Origin of the sequence: Curtobacterium sp. MCPF17_021 (assembly GCF_003234605.2) — a bacterium.
GTDB lineage: Bacteria > Actinomycetota > Actinomycetes > Actinomycetales > Microbacteriaceae > Curtobacterium > Curtobacterium flaccumfaciens.
Window position 1 is genome coordinate 3224038 of record NZ_CP126252.1, and the last position, 19451, is coordinate 3243488.

A 19451-nucleotide genomic window follows, 5' to 3' on the forward strand; every position below is an offset into this window, starting at 1 on the left:
GGGGCCACCCGCCGTCAGTGCAACGCCTCGTCCGGCGTGCCCACGCGGAACCCGGTGAACGTCACGGTCAGCCCGGCCCGCGTCGGCCCGGCGCACAGCAGCCCCGCGGACACGACGGCGTCCGGGTCGAGGTACGCGACCCGGACGAGGCGGGGTTCCTCACCCTCGGCCCACGCCCGGATCGTCACGGCGTCGCCATCGCGGCTCGCGCGGACGGTCACCACCCGGTCCGCCCACTCCGGCACGGGCGACACCGACCAGTCCGAGAACCCCCGCGTCACCACGGCGCCGAGCTGCGGCGCTCCGTCCGAGAACTCCACACCGGCCTTGATCCAGGTCTGTTCGTCGACGCGCAGGAACACCCCGGCCTGGTCGAACTGCTCGGTGTAGTCGAGCACGAACGACGCCTCGACCGAGAACGGCCCGTCCGTCGGCTGCAGCAGCGCGTGCTCGGAGTCGTGCACGAACCCGTACGAGGTGGTCCGCCAGGCGTCACTGCCCTCGACCGCGGTGACGCGGAACACGTCGCCGTCGAACCCGGCGACCTCCGGCTCGTGCGTCCAGGTGCCGGAGGTGACCAGGTCGCGCAGACCGTCGGCCGCGGACCCGCTCACTTGCCGCGCTGTTCGATGGCCTCGACGGCGAGCGTCGCGACGACGAGGGCCGAGTTGTTGAGCTGACCGCCCAGGATCCCCTCGAGCAGCTCCGCCCGCGGGACCCAGCGCGTCACGATGTCGGCCTCTTCCGCCTCGCGCTCGAACGCAGACTCGGTCGACCGGACACCGCGCGCCCGGTAGATCTGGATGAACTCGTCGCTGCCGCCCGAGGACGTGTTGTACCGGACCAGGGGCTCCCACGTGTCGGCCTCGAGGTCGGCCTCCTCGCCCAGCTCGCGCTTCGCGGCCGTCAGGTGGTCCTCGCCCTCCATGTCGAGCAGGCCCGCGGGCAGCTCCCAGTCGCGCAACCGCACCGGGTGCCGGTACTGCTGGATGACCAGGACGCGGCCCTCGTCGTCCTCCGCGTACACGGCGACGGCACCCGTGTGGTCGATGTACTCGCGGACCATCGAGTCGCCGTTGTACGCGACGGTGTCGCGGCGCACGTCCCAGACGGCGCCCTCGTACACGACGGTGGATTCGGTGACCTCGAAGGAGGCGGACTCGTCAGCGATCGGTGCGTCTGTCACGTCCCCATCCAAGCACGCGCCCCTGACGCGGCGACAGACGGACGGGAGGCGCGGTGCCAGCTGGCACCGCGCCTCCCGTCCGATCGTGGAGACCGGCGCTTACGCGACCTGCTCCTCGGTCTGCGGGTCGAACAGGCTGGACGCCTCGTGGCGCTCGATCGCGGCCGCGACGAGCCCCGCGAACAGCGGGTGCGCATCGGTCGGACGCGAGCGGAGCTCCGGGTGCGCCTGGGTGGCGATGTAGAACGGGTGCACGTCGCGCGGGAGCTCGACGTACTCCACCAGCGTGCCGTCGGGCGAGGTACCCGAGAAGACGAGGCCGGCGTCCGCGATCTGCTCGCGGTACTTGTTGTTCACCTCGTAGCGGTGACGGTGGCGCTCGGAGGCCTCGGGCGCTCCGTACAGCTCCGCCGCCAGCGAGCCTTGCGTGAACGACGCCGGGTACAGGCCCAGGCGCATCGTGCCGCCCAGGTCGCCGCCCGCGATGATGTCGACCTGCTCCGCCATCGTCGCGATGACCGGAGTGGAGGTCTCCGGGTCGAACTCGGTGCTCGACGCGTCGGTCAGACCGACCTCGTGGCGGGCGTACTCGATGACCATGCACTGCAGGCCGAGGCACAGGCCGAGCGTCGGGATGCCCTGCTCACGCGCGAACTTCAGCGCGCCGAGCTTGCCCTCGATGCCGCGCACGCCGAACCCACCGGGGATGCAGATGCCGTCGACGTCGCCGAGCTGCTTCGCCGCGCCCTCGGGCGTGGTGCAGTCGTCGGACACGACCCACTTCAGCGTCACCTTGGCGTCGTGCGCGAAGCCGCCGGCACGGAGCGCCTCGGTGACGGACAGGTAGGCGTCCGGCAGGTCGATGTACTTGCCGACCAGGGCGATCGTGACGGCCTTCTTCGGCTCGTGCACGGCCTTCAGCACCGGGGTCCACGCGGTCCAGTCGACCGGACCGGCGTCGAGCTTGAGCGCCTCGACGATGACCTGGTCGAGGCCCTGGTTGTTCAGCAGCGTCGGCAGGTCGTAGATCGAGGGGACGTCGACGGCATTCACCACGGCGTCCTCGTCGACGTCACACATCAGCGCGATCTTGCGCTTGTTCGACTCCGACACCGGACGGTCCGACCGCAGCACGAGCGCGTCGGGCTGGATGCCGATCGACCGGAGCGCGGCGACGGAGTGCTGCGTGGGCTTGGTCTTCTGCTCACCCGAGGCGTTCATGAACGGCACCAGCGAGACGTGCACGAAGAACACGTTGTTGCGGCCGAGCTCGTGCCGGACCTGACGGGCGGACTCGATGAACGGCTGCGACTCGATGTCGCCGACGGTGCCACCGACCTCGGTGATGATGACGTCGGGCTGCGGGTCGTTCTGCGCCTGCTCGCGCATCCGGCGCTTGATCTCGTCGGTGATGTGCGGGATGACCTGCACCGTGTCGCCGAGGTACTCGCCGCGACGCTCCTTGGCGATCACCGTCGAGTACACCTGACCGGTCGTGACGTTCGCGGCCTGCGACAGGTTGATGTCGAGGAAGCGCTCGTAGTGCCCGATGTCGAGGTCCGTCTCCGCACCGTCGTCGGTCACGAAGACCTCGCCGTGCTGGAACGGGTTCATGGTGCCCGGGTCCACGTTGAGGTACGGGTCGAGCTTCTGCATGACGACCTTGAGGCCGCGAGCCGTGAGCAGGTTGCCGAGGCTGGCCGCCGTCAGGCCCTTGCCGAGAGACGAGACGACCCCGCCGGTCACGAAGATCTGCTTCGTCACCTTCGGGGTCGAGTTCGAAGAATTGGTACCGCCGCTGAGAGTGTCCGCCACGGGATTCCATCGTACGTCAGAACTGCCGGGAGGCGCGACCTCGGTTCGCCGTGGGCGTTGCGCGGGTGGGTGGCTGGGTCCTCGGGCCGTGGCCGGGTCGGCGGGCGGCACCCGCCTGCTTGGTCGTCAGGCTCGCTGGCCGGCCACGTCGAGCAGCTCGCGGGCGTGCTCGATGCCGCTGGCGCTGTCACCGAGTCCGGAGAGCAGCCGTGCCATCTCCTGCAGCCGGTCCTCGCCCTCGAGCCGGCGCACGCTCGACGACGTGACGGCCCCGCTGGCGTCCTTCACGACGTTGAGGTGGTTGTTCGCGAAGGCCGCGACCTGGGCCAGGTGCGTGACGACGATGACCTGCGTGCGCTCGGCGAGCTTCGCCAGCCGTCGGCCGATCTCGATCGCCGCCGCCCCGCCGACACCGGCGTCGACCTCGTCGAAGACGAACGTCGGCACCGTGGTGCTGCCGGCCATGACGACCTCGATCGCGAGCATCACGCGCGACAGCTCACCGCCGGACGCCCCCTTGCCGATCGGCCGGGGGTCGGTGCCGGAGTGCGGCTGGAGCAGGATCGTGACCTGGTCACGGCCGTGGCGGCGGTACTCGCCGGCGTCGGTGACCTCGACCACCAGCGTCGCGCCACCCATCGCGAGGGTCTTCAGCTCAGCGGTCACGCGCTTCGCCAGGTCGGTGGCCGCCTTGGTGCGCGCCGTCGTGAGCGCGGCGGCGGCGGACTCGAGCGCCTGCTCGTCCTGCTCGACCGACTGCTGCAACGCCGCGATCCGGTCGTCGTCGCCGTCGAGCTCGAGCAGCCGGTCGCTCGCGCGCTGTCCGTAGGCGATGACGTCGTCCACCGTCTCGCCGTACTTGCGGGTGAGGCCGGCCAGCAGGGCTCGGCGTTCGTTGATGAGTTCGAGGTCGTGCCCGGCCTCGGGTTCCAGGGAACCAAGGTAGCTCGAGATGCTCGCCGAGGCCTCGGCCGCCTGGATCCCGAGCTCCGTGAGCTGCTCGAGCACCGGCTGCAGGGCACTGTCCGACGACGCGACGCGCTCCACGGCACGGCGTGCGGACTCGACCAGGCCGACGACGTCGGAGACGCCGTCGAGGGACTCGCTGGACAATGCCTCGTGCGCCAGGGCAGCGGACAACCGGAGCTCCTCGAGGTTGCCCAACCGTTCGGCGCGTTCGGCCAGCTCGACGTCCTCGCCGGGCTGCGGGTCGGCGGCCTCGATCTCGTCGGAGGCCGCGCGGATCCGCTCGGCCTCGGCCACACGGTCGTCCCGGTCGCGGACCAGGACCTCGAGGTCACCGGCGTGCTGCTGCCAGGCGTCGTACGCGGCGACGTACCGGGCGAGGGCCTTCTCGAGCGAGGCTCCCCCGAACCCGTCGAGGGCAGCTCGCTGCGCCGTGGCCGAGGTCAGGCGGATCTGGTCCGACTGCCCGTGCACGGTGACGAGCTGGTCGGCGAGCTCGCCGAGTACCGCCACGGGCGCACTCCGGCCGCCCACCGTGGCACGGCTGCGCCCCTCGGCGGAGACCGTGCGGGTGAGGATGAGTTCGCCGTCCTCGACGGTGCCGCCGGCGTCCTCGACGCGTTCGGCGACGGCGTCCTGCTCGGGGACGTGCCAGCGGCCTTCGACGACGGCGCTCGACGCACCGCGTCGCACCGAGCCGGCATCGGCCCGCGCACCGAGCAGCAGCCCGAGCGCGGTGACGATCATGGTCTTGCCCGCACCGGTCTCCCCGGTGACGACGGTGAAGCCCGGCCCGAGTTCGAGCGTGGTCTCACCGATGACACCGAGGTCGCGGATCGCGATCTCCTCGATCATCGGTCGTCCTCGTCGCTCTGGGGGCCGCGCCACCCGGCGACGGGCAGCTGGAACTTCGCGACCAGGCGGTCGGTGAACGGAGCGTCCTTGAGGCGGGCGACACGCACCGGGTCGGGCGAACGCCGGACCTCGACACGGGCACCCGGGGGCAGGTCGTGGGTCCGTCGGCCGTCGCACCAGAGGACACCGACGCCGCTCGTGCGCCGCAGGACCTCGATCGCGAGCGTGCAGTCCGGCCCGACGACGATCGGTCGGGCGAACAGGGCGTGGGCGCTCAGCGGCACCATGAGCAGCGCGTCGACGTCCGGCCACACGATGGGGCCACCGCCGGAGAACGAGTACGCCGTGGAGCCGGTCGGGGTCGACACGACCACGCCGTCGCAGCCGAACGACGACAGCGGGCGGCCGTCGACCTCGGTGACGACCTCGAGCATCCGCTCCCGCGAGGCCTTCTCGATCGTGGCCTCGTTCAGCGCCCAGCTCGAGTAGACGATCTGGTTGCCCACGACCACGTCGACCTGCAGGGTGACGCGTTCCTCGACGTTGTACTCACCGGACAGCGCGCGCTCGACCGTCTCGGACAGGCCGTCACGCTCGCTCTCGGCCAGGAACCCGACGTGCCCGAGGTTCACCCCGATCAGCGGAGCGCCGGTGTTCCGCACGAGTTCCGCCGCGCGGAGGATCGTGCCGTCGCCACCGAGCACGATGACGATCTCGAGCTGGTTCGGCTGGACGTCGACGCCGAGGATGTCGACCTTGCCGACCGACGCTTCGGCACGACGGATGTCGGCGTACTCGTCGAAGGGCATGACGGGCGTGAGACCGGCCGCGTGCAGGAGGTCGCAGACCTCGACCGCAGCGTCGATCGAGTCACGGCGACCCGTGTGGGACACGAGCAGGATGTGCCGTTCGTCACTCATGAAGACCCTTCCGTGAGTTCGGTCGCCCGGACTCTCCATTCTGTCGGATTGCCCCCGACACCGCGCTGGAAGCGGGCCAGGTACTCGTGGTTGCCGTGTGTCCCGACGATCGGGGACGCGGCGAGCCCACTGGTGCCGAGGCCCAGGTCCCACGCCGCCCACAGCACGTTCATGAGCGCGTCGTTCCGGAGCCCGGCGTCGTGCACGATGCCCTCGCGGACACCGCCACGACCCACTTCGAACTGGGGCTTCACCAGGAGCACGAACTCGTCCGCGGGGACGGCTTCGGCCAGCGCCGGCAGGACGAGTCGGAGCGAGATGAAGGACAGGTCCCCCACCACCAGGCTCGTCTCGGCGGCGGTGCCGTCGAGCGCCAGGTAGTCGGCGCGCGTGAGGTTCCGCGCGTTCGTCCCCTCGACCACGGCGACGCGTTCATCGAGCGCGATGGTCGGGTGCAGCTGTCCGTGCCCCACGTCGAGCGCGATGACACGGCGCGCGCCGCGTGCGAGCAGCACCTGGGTGAACCCACCGGTGCTCGCGCCCACGTCGAGCACGACCTGACCGGAAGGGTCGACGTCGAACGCGTCGAGTGCACCGACGAGCTTCCGGGCCGCGCGCGAGACCCACTCGTCCGCGGCGTCGACCTCGATGTCCGCGTCGGACGCGATCGGCGTCGACGGCTTCAGGACGGCACGGCCACCCACGAGCACCCGGCCGTCCTGGATCAGCTTGCTGGCGACGGTGCGCGACCGTGCGAGCCCGCGTGCAGCGAGGAGGGCGTCGAGGCGGACCGGGGTCGCGTCGTGCACGGCTCCGTCCGGCTCAGGCACTCGCGGAGCCGCCGCTCTCGAGCCGCGTCCGCAGCTCGTCGTGCAGGGCGGAGAAGGCGTCGGCGCGCTCGGCGAGCGGCAGGGCCTCGGCCTCGGCGGTGCGCGCGGCGAAGGCGTCCTGCAGCTCGGGTTCGGCGGACGGCTGCTCGGGGTTCGGCACGTCCGACACGCTACTCGCCGCCGTACAGCTGCGGGTCCACGTCGAGGCCGTAGATGGCCAACCCGGACTCCCAGATGAGCGTCGAGCCGGCCCGGAGCCGATCGATGTCCGTCCCGGCGTCGAGCACCCGGACGACGTGCCCGCGCATCGCCACCGTCGCAGTCCCGACGGTCACGTACCGGGTGCCGTCCTCGTCCTCGCGCCGCACCGTCTCCGGGTACGGCTGGGACAGCCCCCGGAGGTCTTCGAGCACGTAGGTGGGACGCGAGCGCTGGTCGGCCGCGAGCACCTGCTTCGCCTTGTCGATGCCGGTGAGCACGAGCACGCTCGAGATCCCGACGTCGTTCGCACCCTTGATGTCGGTGTCCAACCGGTCCCCGATGAACAGCGTCCGACCGCCGCCGAAGCGCTCGACCGCCGTGTCGAAGATCGGCCGCTCGGGCTTGCCGGCGACGACGGGCATCCGGCCGACCGCCTGGTGCACGGCGGACACGAGCGTGCCGTTGCCGGGCGCGATGCCCCGCTCGACCGGGATCGACCAGTCCATGTTCGTGGCCACCCACGGCACGTCCGGGTCGGCCAGGGCGAAGGAGGCCTCGGCCAGTTCCTTCCAACCGAGGTCCGGTGAGAAGCCCTGGATGACCGCGGCCGGGGAGTCCTCGGCACTCGAGGTGACGGTGAATCCGGCTTCCTCGACGATGCTGGACAGCCCGAGCCCGCCGGTGACCAGGACGGTCGCTCCGGCCGGCACCAGGGTCGCGAGTAGCTGGACGCCAGCCTGTGACGAGGTGACGACGTCGCCCTCGGACACCTCGAGCCCGTAGCGCTCGAGGTGCTCGGCGACGTCGATCGGCCGGCGCGATGCGTTGTTCGTGATGTAGCCGACCCGCGCCGTGAGCGACGCCCGGGTCAGGGCTTCGACCGCGTGCGGGATGGCGTTGCGGCCCCGGTAGACGACGCCATCGAGGTCGGTGAGGACCACGTCGACGCCGTCGGTCAAGGCCGCCGAGTGCTCAGCCGGCTGCGGAGCCGTCGACGTCGCGGGGGTTGTCGTCGTCGATCTCGCCGGGCTCGTCGGCTGCGGAGGTGTCGTCGTCGAGGTCGTCGAGGGCGGGTTCGTCATCGAGGTCGTCGTCGATGTCGTCGGCGGATTCGTCGTCGCCGTCGAGTTCGTCGGTCGCGACGTCGTCGGCTCCGAGGTCATCGGCGGCGTCGTCTCCGGCGTCTCCGTGTTCTTCGACTTCGAGCGTTTCCTCGACCACATCAACTGTCTCCCAAGCGTTGTCGTCCGCGATTTCGGCGAGGGCCGCTGCCGCGCGGTCCACACGGGCCCACCATTCGTCGGCCTCGTCCTGTCGACCGAGCTCCTCGAGCGTGGCCGCGTAAGCACTGTAGAGCGCCGGGGACCACGTGTAGGCGGTGGACGGGTCGAGCTGTGGAATCTCCAGCTCGCCGAGGGCGGCTGTGGGATTCCCGAGGTCGAGACGAGCGCCGGACATGGCGATCGCGAGCTCGACCTGCACCGGGGTCTCGAGGGCCGAGCGCTCGACCGAACGACCGAGCTCGAGTGCCCGCTCCGGACGGCCCAGGCCACGCTCGCAGTCCACCATCATCGGCAGCTGGTCGTTGCGACCGGAGATCCGACGGTAGGTGCGGAGCTCCCGGAGCGCGGTGGCGAAGTCGCCGAGGCGGTACGCGGTGATCGCGGCCGTCTCGCGGACGACACCGACACGACCGGCACGACGAGCAGCACTCAGGGCGTGCTGGTTGGCCGTCTCGGGGTCGTCGTCGACGAAGAGCGCTGCAGCCACGAGGTGACGCGCAACCCAGTCGGCGTTGTCCTTGCTGAGGGTCTTCAGCTCCATCCGGGCCGCAGGGTCGAGGTCGCGCGCCTGGATCTCCTCGGGGATCTCCGGGTCGTCGTGGCGCGGACGGATCGACTTGGTGCCGTAGGGGTCGCGGTCTTCCCAGTCGTCGCGCGCGGCCTCACCGAAACGGGCGCCGGCGTGACGGCTGCCGTCACCGAAACGACGACGGTCCTCACCGCCGTCGCGAGCCGGGCGGTCCGGCGAACCGCCGCGGAACGGACGGTCGGACGAACCACCACGGGCCGGACGGTCGGACGAACCACCACGGTACGGACGGTCTCCGTCACGAGCGGGACGATCGGAGCCCCCGCGGTACGGGCGGTCCCCGTCACGAGCGGGACGATCGGAGCCCCCGCGGTACGGGCGGTCCCCGTCACGAGCGGGACGATCGGAGCCCCCGCGGTACGGGCGGTCGCCATCGCGACGCGGACGGTCAGAACCGCCCTGGAAGGGTCGGTCCCCGTCACGGCGCGGCCGGTCCGACGACCCGCCACGGTACGGACGATCACCATCACGAGCGGGACGGTCCGAGCCACCGCGGTACGGGCGATCGCCATCACGAGCCGGGCGGTCTGACGATCCACCGCGGTAGGGGCGGTCGCCGTCACGAGCGGGACGATCGGACGAACCACCGCGGTACGGACGATCGCCATCTCGACGCGGACGGTCTGAACCACCCTGGAACGGGCGGTCACCGTCACGACGCGGACGGTCAGAACTCCCGCCACGGAACGGACGATCACCGTCACGAGCCGGGCGGTCGGAGCCACCACGGAACGGACGATCGCCATCGCGTCGCGGACGATCGGCACCGCGCGGACCATCACCGCGCGGCGGCCGGCCGGAGTCACCGCGGTCACCCTGCCACGACGGACGGTCGTTCCGGTCGCCGGACCGGAACGGACGATCGCCATCGCGACGTGGAGCGCTGTCCCGGCGGGGTGCGCCGTCTCGGAACGGACGGTCTCCACCCTGCGGACGATCACGACGGTCGCCTTCGCGCCGCTCGAACTCACGAGGACCGGACGACCAACGACCATCGCTCTGGCCGTCCCGACGCGGAGCGCCGTCGCGACGCGGGAACCGGTCGCCGTCCCGTCGAGGTCGATCTCCGCGGTCCCCGTCGTTCCGCCGCTGATCGTCGTCGTTCGCCACCGTTGCTCCTCATCGCGTGCCCGGTGCAGTGCCTCGGGCGTTCGTCCGCTGTGTCGTTGTGTTGGGTGCCGCGTCGGTCAACCGACGTCGGCTTCCAGTCCATCACGAACCGGAGCCGGCGTCGAGTGAACGGCGGCAGAAACAGAAATGGCCACCGGCCCCGACCGAGAACGAGGGTTTCCCCTGCGAATTCTCGATGGAGGGCCGATGGCCACATCTTTCATACGTTAAGTCCGGCGGCGTCCTACTCTCCCACAAGGTCCCCCTTGCAGTACCATCGGCGCTGAGAGGCTTAGCTTCCGGGTTCGGAATGTGACCGGGCGTTTCCCTCTCGCTATGACCACCGGAACACCTTCGACCATGATCTGGTCTCAAATCTGTCCCGGCTGCTGCCCTCCGTGAAGAGGGCAGAGCGGTGTATTCAGTTTCGATTCCCGATCGTCTGTCGGGAACCACAAAGTGGACGCGAGCCCGTGCAACAAGTGCACGGAAATCAGTGTGTTATCAAGTCTTCGGCTTATTAGTACCGGTCAGCTCCACGGGTCGTTAGTCCCCGCTTCCACATCCGGCCTATCAACCCAGTAGTCTGCTGGGAGCCTCTCACACTCAAGGTGCATGGAAATCTCATCTCGAAGACGGCTTCCCGCTTAGATGCTTTCAGCGGTTATCCGGTCCGAACGTAGCTAATCAGCGGTGCCCTTGGCAGAACAACTGACACACCAGAGGTTCGTCCATCCCGGTCCTCTCGTACTAGGGATAGATCTTCTCAAATTTCCAACGCGCGCAGCGGATAGGGACCGAACTGTCTCACGACGTTCTAAACCCAGCTCGCGTACCGCTTTAATGGGCGAACAGCCCAACCCTTGGGACCTACTCCAGCCCCAGGATGCGACGAGCCGACATCGAGGTGCCAAACCATGCCGTCGATATGGACTCTTGGGCAAGATCAGCCTGTTATCCCCGAGGTACCTTTTATCCGTTGAGCGACAGCGCTTCCACAAGCCACTGCCGGATCACTAGTCCCGACTTTCGTCCCTGCTCGACCTGTCAGTCTCACAGTCAAGCTCCCTTGTGCACTTACACTCGCCACCTGATTGCCAACCAGGTTGAGGGAACCTTTGGGCGCCTCCGTTACTCTTTGGGAGGCAACCGCCCCAGTTAAACTACCCATCAGGCACTGTCCATGAACCCGATCAGGGTCCTACGTTAGACATCCAAAGTGACCAGAGTGGTATTTCAACAATGACTCCACGAACACTAGCGTGCCCGCTTCACAGTCTCCCACCTATCCTACACAAGCCACTCCGAACACCAATACCAAACTGTAGTAAAGGTCACGGGGTCTTTCCGTCCTGCTGCGCGTAACGAGCATCTTTACTCGTAGTGCAATTTCGCCGAGTTCGCGGTTGAGACAGCTGGGAAGTCGTTACGCCATTCGTGCAGGTCGGAACTTACCCGACAAGGAATTTCGCTACCTTAGGATGGTTATAGTTACCACCGCCGTTTACTGGGGCTTAAATTCAGAGCTTCGCCCAAAGGCTAACCCTTCCTCTTAACCTTCCAGCACCGGGCAGGCGTCAGTCCGTATACATCGTCTTGCGACTTCGCACGGACCTGTGTTTTTAGTAAACAGTCGCTTCCCACTGGTCTCTGCGGCCTTCAACGCTCACGGAGTAAATCCGGTCACGTGTCCGGCCCCCCTTCTCCCGAAGTTACGGGGGCATTTTGCCGAGTTCCTTAACCACGATTCTCTCGATCTCCTTGGTATTCTCTACCTGACCACCTGAGTCGGTTTCGGGTACGGGCGGCTGCAACCTCGCGTCGATGCTTTTCTCGGCAGCATAGGATCACTGATTTCCCCTTACGGGTACGCGTCGGATCTCAGGCACACAGACGACGGATTTGCCTATCGTCAGCCCTACATCCTTACACCAGGTTCACCTTACGGATACCATCGCCTGGCTCAGCTACCTTCCTGCGTCACACCTGTTCATACGCTAACCGCACCAGCATGGGGTCGAGCGTTAGACCGGCCACCATCACCCCGAAGGGATCCGGTTGTACCGGGTTAGGACTCTTAGCACCACTGGATTAGCTTGGGCGGTTGTTCGCCGGTACGGGAATATCAACCCGTTGTCCATCGACTACGCCTGTCGGCCTCGCCTTAGGTCCCGACTTACCCAGGGCGGATTAACCTGGCCCTGGAACCCTTGGTCTTTCGGAGGACGGGTTTCTCACCCGTCTTTCGCTACTCATGCCTGCATTCTCACTCGTGTAGCGTCCACGGCTGGATCACTCCGCCGCTTCACTCGCCACACGACGCTCTCCTACCACTCCGCACGACTGAACCACGAAGGCTTGTCTATAGTGCGAAATCTACAACTTCGGTGGTGTGCTTGAGCCCCGTTACATTGTCGGCGCGGAATCACTTGACCAGTGAGCTATTACGCACTCTTTCAAGGGTGGCTGCTTCTAAGCCAACCTCCTGGTTGTCTGTGCAACTCCACATCCTTTCCCACTTAGCACACGCTTAGGGACCTTAGTTGGTAGTCTGGGTTGTTTCCCTCTCGACGATGAAGCTTATCCCCCACCGTCTCACTGCTGCGCTCTCACTCACCGGCATTCGGAGTTTGGCTGACGTCAGTAACCTGTTGAGGCCCATCGGCCATCCAGTAGCTCTACCTCCGGCGAGAAACACGCAACGCTGCACCTAAATGCATTTCGGAGAGAACCAGCTATCACGAAGTTTGATTGGCCTTTCACCCCTATCCACAGCTCATCCCCTCCATTTTCAACTGAAGTGGGTTCGGTCCTCCACGACGTCTTACCGTCGCTTCAACCTGGCCATGGATAGATCACTTCGCTTCGGGTCTAGAACATGCGACTCAAACGCCCTATTCAGACTCGCTTTCGCTACGGCTGCCCCTCACGGGTTAACCTCGCCACATATCACTAACTCGCAGGCTCATTCTTCAAAAGGCACGCCGTCACCCCTACTAAGGAGGCTCCGACGGTTTGTAAGCAAACGGTTTCAGGTACTATTTCACTCCCCTCCCGGGGTACTTTTCACCTTTCCCTCACGGTACTTGTCCGCTATCGGTCATCTGGGAGTATTTAGGCTTATCAGGTGGTCCTGACAGATTCACACGGGATTTCTCGGGCCCCGTGCTACTTGGGATACACATCCGGCCATAACACCATTTCGTCTACGGGGCTGGCACCCACTACGGCCCGGCTTTCAAACCGGTTCGACTATGATGCGCTGTAACCGTCCCAGTCCGGCAGAACTGAGTGACGTGTCCCACAACCCCGACCATGCAACGCCCGCCGGCTATCACACATGATCGGTTTAGCCTCATCCGCTTTCGCTCGCCACTACTCACGGAATCACATGTTGTTTTCTCTTCCTGTGGGTACTGAGATGTTTCACTTCCCCACGTTCCCTCTACCCGCCCTATATATTCAGGCGGGAGTCACCAGGTCGCAAAAGCGCCTGGCGGGGTTTCCCCATTCGGAAATCCTCGGATCACAGCTCGATTATCAGCTCCCCGAGGCTTATCGCAGATTTCTACGTCCTTCATCGGCTCCAGATGCCAAGGCATCCACCGTTTGCTCTTAGAAACTTGACCACAAAGATTAAAATTGCGATCCAACGTCACACCACACCAACCCGAAGGCTGATCATGGATGACGCGAATCAAAGATGCTCGCGTCCACTGTGTAGTTCTCAACATACGATCGGCACCAGCACTCCCCCACCACAACGGTAGGTTCACCCTGGCCCGACGAAGGACCCGTAGGCCCAACCCCCACCATCACTCACGTGACAGTAGGAAGCCTGGTCCCTCAGGACCCAACAACGTGCACCAGCCAGCAGCTCCACCCACGACCCGTCCCAACCCTGCAAGCAGAGCGTACTGAGGTCGGAAGCATCACTCCCAACTGCACTGTCAATGTTCCACCCATGAGCTACCCGTCGGACACGTTCGGTCCGAAACAGGCGCCTGGACCAGCAACCAACCACCCCTAATGGGCGACCAGCACTGACCAGATGCTCCTTAGAAAGGAGGTGATCCAGCCGCACCTTCCGGTACGGCTACCTTGTTACGACTTAGTCCTAATCACCGATCCCACCTTCGACGGCTCCTTCCACAAGGGTTAGGCCACCGGCTTCGGGTGTTACCGACTTTCATGACTTGACGGGCGGTGTGTACAAGGCCCGGGAACGTATTCACCGCAGCGTTGCTGATCTGCGATTACTAGCGACTCCGACTTCATGAGGTCGAGTTGCAGACCTCAATCCGAACTGAGACCGGCTTTTTGGGATTCGCTCCACCTTACGGTATCGCAGCCCTTTGTACCGGCCATTGTAGCATGCGTGAAGCCCAAGACATAAGGGGCATGATGATTTGACGTCATCCCCACCTTCCTCCGAGTTGACCCCGGCAGTCTCCTATGAGTCCCCGGCATAACCCGCTGGCAACATAGAACGAGGGTTGCGCTCGTTGCGGGACTTAACCCAACATCTCACGACACGAGCTGACGACAACCATGCACCACCTGTACACCGACCACAAGGGGGCGACCATCTCTGGCCGTTTCCGGTGTATGTCAAGCCTTGGTAAGGTTCTTCGCGTTGCATCGAATTAATCCGCATGCTCCGCCGCTTGTGCGGGCCCCCGTCAATTCCTTTGAGTTTTAGCCTTGCGGCCGTACTCCCCAGGCGGGGCGCTTAATGCGTTAGCTACGACACAGAAACCGTGGAAAGGTCCCTACATCTAGCGCCCAACGTTTACGGCATGGACTACCAGGGTATCTAATCCTGTTCGCTCCCCATGCTTTCGCTCCTCAGCGTCAGTTACGGCCCAGAGATCTGCCTTCGCCATCGGTGTTCCTCCTGATATCTGCGCATTCCACCGCTACACCAGGAATTCCAATCTCCCCTACCGCACTCTAGTCTGCCCGTACCCACTGCAAGCCCGAGGTTGAGCCTCGGGATTTCACAGCAGACGCGACAAACCGCCTACGAGCTCTTTACGCCCAATAATTCCGGACAACGCTTGCACCCTACGTATTACCGCGGCTGCTGGCACGTAGTTAGCCGGTGCTTTTTCTGCAGGTACCGTCACTTTCGCTTCTTCCCTACTAAAAGAGGTTTACAACCCGAAGGCCGTCATCCCTCACGCGGCGTTGCTGCATCAGGCTTTCGCCCATTGTGCAATATTCCCCACTGCTGCCTCCCGTAGGAGTCTGGGCCGTGTCTCAGTCCCAGTGTGGCCGGTCACCCTCTCAGGCCGGCTACCCGTCGTCGCCTTGGTGAGCCATTACCTCACCAACAAGCTGATAGGCCGCGAGTCCATCCCCAACCAAAAAATCTTTCCACCACCAGACCATGCGGCCAGTGATCATATCCAGTATTAGACGTCGTTTCCAACGCTTATCCCAGAGTCAGGGGCAGGTTACTCACGTGTTACTCACCCGTTCGCCACTAATCCACCCAGCAAGCTGGGCATCATCGTTCGACTTGCATGTGTTAAGCACGCCGCCAGCGTTCGTCCTGAGCCAGGATCAAACTCTCCGTAAAAAAATACAGACCCAACACCCGAAGGCATCAGACCGAGTTGATTCTGACTGTTGACTGTCTACTGACAATCTTCAATCCAAAAGGAATTGCTTCATGACCCAGTCAGCAAGCCGACCAGGCACGAGGTCAATCAATAAATTGGCATTGACAATGTGCACGCTGTTGAGTTCTCAAGGACCAGACGCACTTGCTCCTCGGCTCGAGTTCGAGCTTCAGCCACAAGGCTTGTGTTCTTGGCTGCCACCGGTTGTTCGTCGGACCCGGAGGTCCAGTGGCTCATCCCGAGGGGAGAGAACCGGTGGGCTTGTCATCCTAGGCGTCGAAGCGATCCGGCGCAAGGCCCGATCTGAACTTCAGTGGAGGATGGTCCCGCTTGAGGGCCGACGTGCTCTGGGCTTTCGCTCCAGCCGCTCCGCCGCACCTTTGGGGTGACGAGTAAGAACTATACGCAGCCCTGAGCGAGTGCGCCAAGCCAGCCCCCATCCCGGGCGTGTCGGGTTGTGCAACACACGTCGCCCGGACGCAGCGATGCCCGGTTCCACAGGGGAACCGGGCATCGCAGGGGGTCGAGCAACCGGGATCAGGCGAGCGTCACTCCGGCGAGGGTCTTCTTGCCACGACGGAGGACGAGCACTCCCCCGGGCAGGGCGAGTCCGGACAGCGGGGCGGCCGGGTCTTCGGCCCGGACGTTGTTCACGGAGACGCCGCCCTGGTCGATCGCGCGGCGGGCTTCACCGAGGGACTTCACGAGTCCGGTCTCCACGAGTGCCCGTGCGACGTCCGCTCCGGAGTCGAGTGTGACCGACCCCGGCAGCGCGGCGATCGCCGACCGCAGGGTCTCCACGTCGAGCGCACCGAGGTCACCGTTGCCGAACAGCGCGGCCGCGGCATCGATCGCCGCCTGGGTCGCCGCGACTCCGTGCACGATCGAGGTGACCTCGAACGCCAGGGTCCGCTGGGCCTCTCGTCGGAAGGGTTCGTCGGCGACGACCTGCTCGAGTCGTTCGATCTCGGCACGCGTCAGGAACGTGAACTGCCGCAGCCGGGCGATCACGTCGGCGTCCGCCGTGTTGAGCCAGAACTGGTACAGCGCGTACGGCGAGGTCATCTCGGCATCGAGCCAGATGGCGTTGCCCTCGCTCTTGCCGAACTTCGTCCCATCGGAGTTCGTGATGAGCGGGGTCCCGAGGGCGTGCACCGTGGCACCTTCGGCACGACGGATGAGTTCGGTACCGGAGGTCAGGTTGCCCCACTGGTCCGAGCCGCCGGTCTGCAGCGTGCACCCGTACTGCCGCCAGAGTTCGCGGTAGTCGAGCCCCTGGAGGATCTGGTAGCTGAACTCGGTGTAGCTGATCCCCGCATCAGAGTTCAGCCGTGCGGCCACCGCGTCCTTCTTGAGCATCGAGTTGACGCGGAAGTACTTGCCGATGTCGCGCAGGAAGTCGATCGCCGACAACGGTGCGGTCCAGTCGAGGTTGTTCACCAGCCGGACGCCGTTGTCGCCGTCCGGACTGAGGAACCGGGACACCTGGGTCTGCAGCCGGGACACCCACTCCGCCACGGTCTCCGGCGTGTTCAGCGTGCGCTCGGCCGTGGGACGCGGATCGCCGATGAGACCGGTCGAACCACCCACCAACGCGAGCGGCTTGTGCCCGGCGAGCTGCAGCCGACGCATGGTCAGGAGCTGCAGGAGGTTGCCGCAGTGCAGCGACGGCGCGGTGGGGTCGAAGCCGCAGTAGTACGTGATCGGCTCACCGTCGAGGGCCTCTTGCAGCGCGGTCTCGTCGGTCGAGACCTGCACCAGACCGCGCCACTGCAGTTCGTCCCACACCGAGTCGAAGGCGGGGTCGTTCTGCTGGCGCGTCAGGACGTCTTGAGCGGTATCACTGGACACCCCGCCATCGTAGCGGCGACGGACGTCCGGCAGGCGCGGCAGCCGGGAGGCCCGTGGCCGGGTTCACGAGTCGAGGGCGCCCTTGTGCCGCCGGTACGTCGAGACCGTGGGGTCACCCGTCAGCCAGAAGCGCCAGGGGTACCGCGCCCCGCCGGCGATGCCGCCGACGCCGGTGCGCGGGCCCCGGGAGATCCGCGGGACCGCAGCGCCCGCGAGCGGACCGGCCAGGGTCTCGGACAGGAGCTCGTCGATCACGTGGGCCGGTCCGGCAGAGGCGAGCCGGGCCTCCAGGCCGGGTGCCAGGGTGAGCTCGAACGGGCCGGACCCGTCGAGGAGCGACGTGCCGTCGTCCTGCCCGAGGACCGCTCCGAGCGCACCACCGAGGTTGCCGGGCCCGCGTGCCAGGGCGACGTCCGCGACCTTCGACCCGCGACGCGCTCGCGCGACGTCGAGTCCTTCGACGACCTGCGCACCGCGCAGCAGGGAGCCCGACGAGGTGCCGGCAGGCCCGCTCACGACGTTGACGCAGGTGTGGATGCCGTACGAGCGGTAGGCGTACAGCGTGCCGGGCGGACCGAACAGGTGGCGGTTGCGCTCCGTCATCCCCCGGTGACCGTGTGATCCGGGGTCGGTGGGGCCGGAGTAGGCCTCGACCTCGGTGATGCGGAGCGCCACGCCGCGCCCCGCGATCGTCGCACCGAGCAGGGCCGGCGCGGCGATCGGGGCGGGCTCGGCGAGCAGCGCGGCGATCCCCTCGGTCATCGCGAGAAGGGCGCGCCCTCGGCCAGGTCGCGGACGCGGCGGGTGACGGACGCGAGCTGCTCGGCGACCCGGTCGGGTGCGGTGCCCCCGACGCCGGAGCGCGATGCGACGCTGCCCTCGATGGTCAGGACGGCACGGACGTCGGGCGTGAGGTGCTCGGACACCGACCGGTACTCGTCGTCGGTCGGCTCGTCGAGCTCGATGCCGCGCTCCTCGCAGTACCGGACGAGCGCGCCGGAGACCTCGTGCGCATCCCGGAACGGGACCCCCTGGCGGACCAGCCACTCGGCGACGTCCGTCGCGAGCGAGAAGCCCTGCGGCGCGAGCTCGGCCATCCGGTCGGTGTCGAAGGTCAGGGTCGCGATCATGCCGGTGAACGCGGGCAGCAGGACCTCGAGCGTGGCGACGGAGTCGAAGACCGGCTCCTTGTCCTCCTGCAGGTCGCGGTTGTACGCCAGCGGCAGTCCCTTGAGGGTTGCGAGGAGCCCGGTCAGGTTGCCGATCAGACGCCCCGACTTGCCCCGGGCGAGCTCGGCGATGTCCGGGTTCTTCTTCTGCGGCATGATGCTCGAGCCGGTCGAGAAGGCGTCGTGGAGCCGGACGAAGCCGAACTCCTTCGTGTTCCAGAGGATGACCTCTTCCGACAGGCGCGAGACGTCGATGCCGATCTGCGCGAGGACGAACGCGAACTCGGCGACGACGTCACGGGCTGCCGTGGCGTCGATCGAGTTGTCCGCCGGACGGTCGAAGCCGAGCTCCGCGGCGATCGCGGCGGGGTCGAGGCCGAGCGAACTCCCTGCCAGCGCACCGGCACCGTACGGGCTGACGCTCGCGCGGCCGGCCCAGTCGCGGAGGCGCTCGAGGTCGCGGACGAGCGGCCAGGCGTGCGCGAGCAGGTGGTGGGCCAGGAGCACGGGCTGTGCGTGCTGCAGGTGCGTGCGCCCCGGCATGATCGCGGCCGGGTGCTCGGTCGCCTGCTGGGTGATCGCGTCGACGAGGTCGATCACGAGCCGGCCGATGCGCCGCCCGTGGTCGAGCATGTGCATGCGGCCGAGGGTGGCGATCTGGTCGTTGCGGCTGCGACCCGCGCGGAGCTTGCCGCCGAGCTCGGGACCGAGGTCGGCGATGAGCAGGCGTTCCAGGGCGCCGTGGACGTCCTCGTCGGAATCGTCGGGCTGCAGCGTGCCGTCGGCGTGCGCCGCTTCGAGCCGGTCGAGGCCGGCGAGCATCCATTCGAGCTCGTCGGCGGTCAGGTAGCCCGCGGTGTGCAGCGCCCGGGCGTGGGCTCGGGACCCCGCGATGTCGTACGGCGCGAGCTGCCAGTCGAAGTGCGTCGACTTCGAGAGCGCAGCGAGGGCCGCACTCGGGCCGTCGGCGAAGCGGCCGCCCCAGAGGGCACCGGTGTTGGTGGCGTCGGTCTTCTCGTCGGTCATGTCGTCCTGCGTCGTTTCGTCTG

General features: G+C 66.5%; 12 protein-coding genes and 3 rRNA genes. All 15 read right to left on the bottom strand.

Annotated features, from left to right (window positions below):
- Positions 1-14 precede the first annotated feature (14 nt).
- The 15 genes from DEJ29_RS15175 to argH all read right to left on the bottom strand — a co-directional run bounded on the left by DEJ29_RS15175 (position 15) and on the right by argH (position 19428).
- The gene (locus DEJ29_RS15175; RefSeq protein ID WP_111095924.1) at positions 15-614 is read right to left on the bottom strand and encodes a DUF1349 domain-containing protein; all 600 of its coding nucleotides are present in this window, start codon (positions 612-614) and stop codon (positions 15-17) included.
- Entirely contained in the window at positions 611-1186 is a 576-nt protein-coding gene (locus DEJ29_RS15180) for an NUDIX domain-containing protein (RefSeq protein WP_111095925.1), read from the bottom strand. Before DEJ29_RS15180 ends, DEJ29_RS15175 begins: the two co-directional genes overlap by 4 nt.
- A 99-nt stretch (positions 1187-1285) precedes the next feature.
- Entirely contained in the window at positions 1286-3001 is a 1716-nt protein-coding gene (gene pyrG / locus DEJ29_RS15185; protein WP_111032684.1) for a CTP synthase, read from the bottom strand.
- A 126-nt stretch (positions 3002-3127) separates the two neighbouring features.
- Positions 3128-4822 (bottom strand): DNA repair protein RecN, encoded by a 1695-nt coding sequence (gene recN, locus DEJ29_RS15190; RefSeq protein ID WP_111047474.1) that lies wholly within the window; start codon positions 4820-4822, stop codon positions 3128-3130.
- Positions 4819-5742, bottom strand: coding sequence for an NAD kinase (locus tag DEJ29_RS15195; protein WP_071245131.1), 924 nt, complete (start codon positions 5740-5742; stop codon positions 4819-4821). The genes recN and DEJ29_RS15195 overlap by 4 nt, the downstream gene beginning before the upstream one ends.
- Positions 5739-6572, bottom strand: coding sequence for a TlyA family RNA methyltransferase (locus DEJ29_RS15200; RefSeq protein WP_111095926.1), 834 nt, complete (start codon positions 6570-6572; stop codon positions 5739-5741). The genes DEJ29_RS15195 and DEJ29_RS15200 overlap by 4 nt, the downstream gene beginning before the upstream one ends.
- Entirely contained in the window at positions 6565-6732 is a 168-nt protein-coding gene (locus tag DEJ29_RS15205) for a hypothetical protein (protein WP_181438281.1), read from the bottom strand. Before DEJ29_RS15205 ends, DEJ29_RS15200 begins: the two co-directional genes overlap by 8 nt.
- 10 nt (positions 6733-6742) lie before the next feature.
- Complete coding sequence (locus DEJ29_RS15210; RefSeq protein WP_111095927.1) at positions 6743-7732, bottom strand: HAD-IIA family hydrolase; 990 nt, start codon at positions 7730-7732, stop codon at positions 6743-6745.
- A 13-nt stretch (positions 7733-7745) separates the two neighbouring features.
- Entirely contained in the window at positions 7746-8597 is an 852-nt protein-coding gene (locus tag DEJ29_RS15215; RefSeq protein WP_110864218.1) for a tetratricopeptide repeat protein, read from the bottom strand.
- Between the two features lie 1389 nt (positions 8598-9986).
- A 5S ribosomal RNA gene (gene rrf / locus DEJ29_RS15220) occupies positions 9987-10103 on the bottom strand.
- Between the two features lie 152 nt (positions 10104-10255).
- Positions 10256-13384: ribosomal RNA gene (locus DEJ29_RS15225) — 23S ribosomal RNA — on the bottom strand.
- 433 nt (positions 13385-13817) lie between these two features.
- Positions 13818-15339 (bottom strand): 16S ribosomal RNA (locus DEJ29_RS15230).
- Together the 16S, 23S and 5S rRNA genes form the textbook arrangement of a ribosomal RNA operon.
- A 580-nt stretch (positions 15340-15919) precedes the next feature.
- Positions 15920-17233: a tyrosine--tRNA ligase gene (gene tyrS, locus DEJ29_RS15235; protein ID WP_111095341.1), complete on the bottom strand. Its 1314-nt coding sequence runs from the start codon at positions 17231-17233 to the stop codon at positions 15920-15922.
- 63 nt (positions 17234-17296) lie between these two features.
- A complete protein-coding gene (locus DEJ29_RS15240) occupies positions 17297-17995 on the bottom strand; it encodes a DNA-3-methyladenine glycosylase (protein ID WP_111095340.1) in 699 nt (232 codons plus the stop codon).
- The gene (argH, locus tag DEJ29_RS15245; RefSeq protein ID WP_111095339.1) at positions 17992-19428 is read right to left on the bottom strand and encodes an argininosuccinate lyase; all 1437 of its coding nucleotides are present in this window, start codon (positions 19426-19428) and stop codon (positions 17992-17994) included. The genes DEJ29_RS15240 and argH overlap by 4 nt, the downstream gene beginning before the upstream one ends.
- Between the last annotated feature and the right edge of the window lie 23 nt (positions 19429-19451).

What these genes read in the sequence shown, in the direction of transcription:
- DEJ29_RS15215 (WP_110864218.1), bottom strand. Translation starts at nt 8,597, where the DNA reads ATGGAGCTGAAGACCCTCAGCAAGGACAACGCCGACTGGGTTGCGCGT.
- DEJ29_RS15240 (WP_111095340.1), bottom strand. Translation starts at nt 17,995, where the DNA reads ATGACCGAGGGGATCGCCGCGCTGCTCGCCGAGCCCGCCCCGATCGCC.
- DEJ29_RS15195 (WP_071245131.1), bottom strand. Translation starts at nt 5,742, where the DNA reads ATGAGTGACGAACGGCACATCCTGCTCGTGTCCCACACGGGTCGCCGT.
- recN (WP_111047474.1), bottom strand. Translation starts at nt 4,822, where the DNA reads ATGATCGAGGAGATCGCGATCCGCGACCTCGGTGTCATCGGTGAGACC.
- argH (WP_111095339.1), bottom strand. Translation starts at nt 19,428, where the DNA reads ATGACCGACGAGAAGACCGACGCCACCAACACCGGTGCCCTCTGGGGC.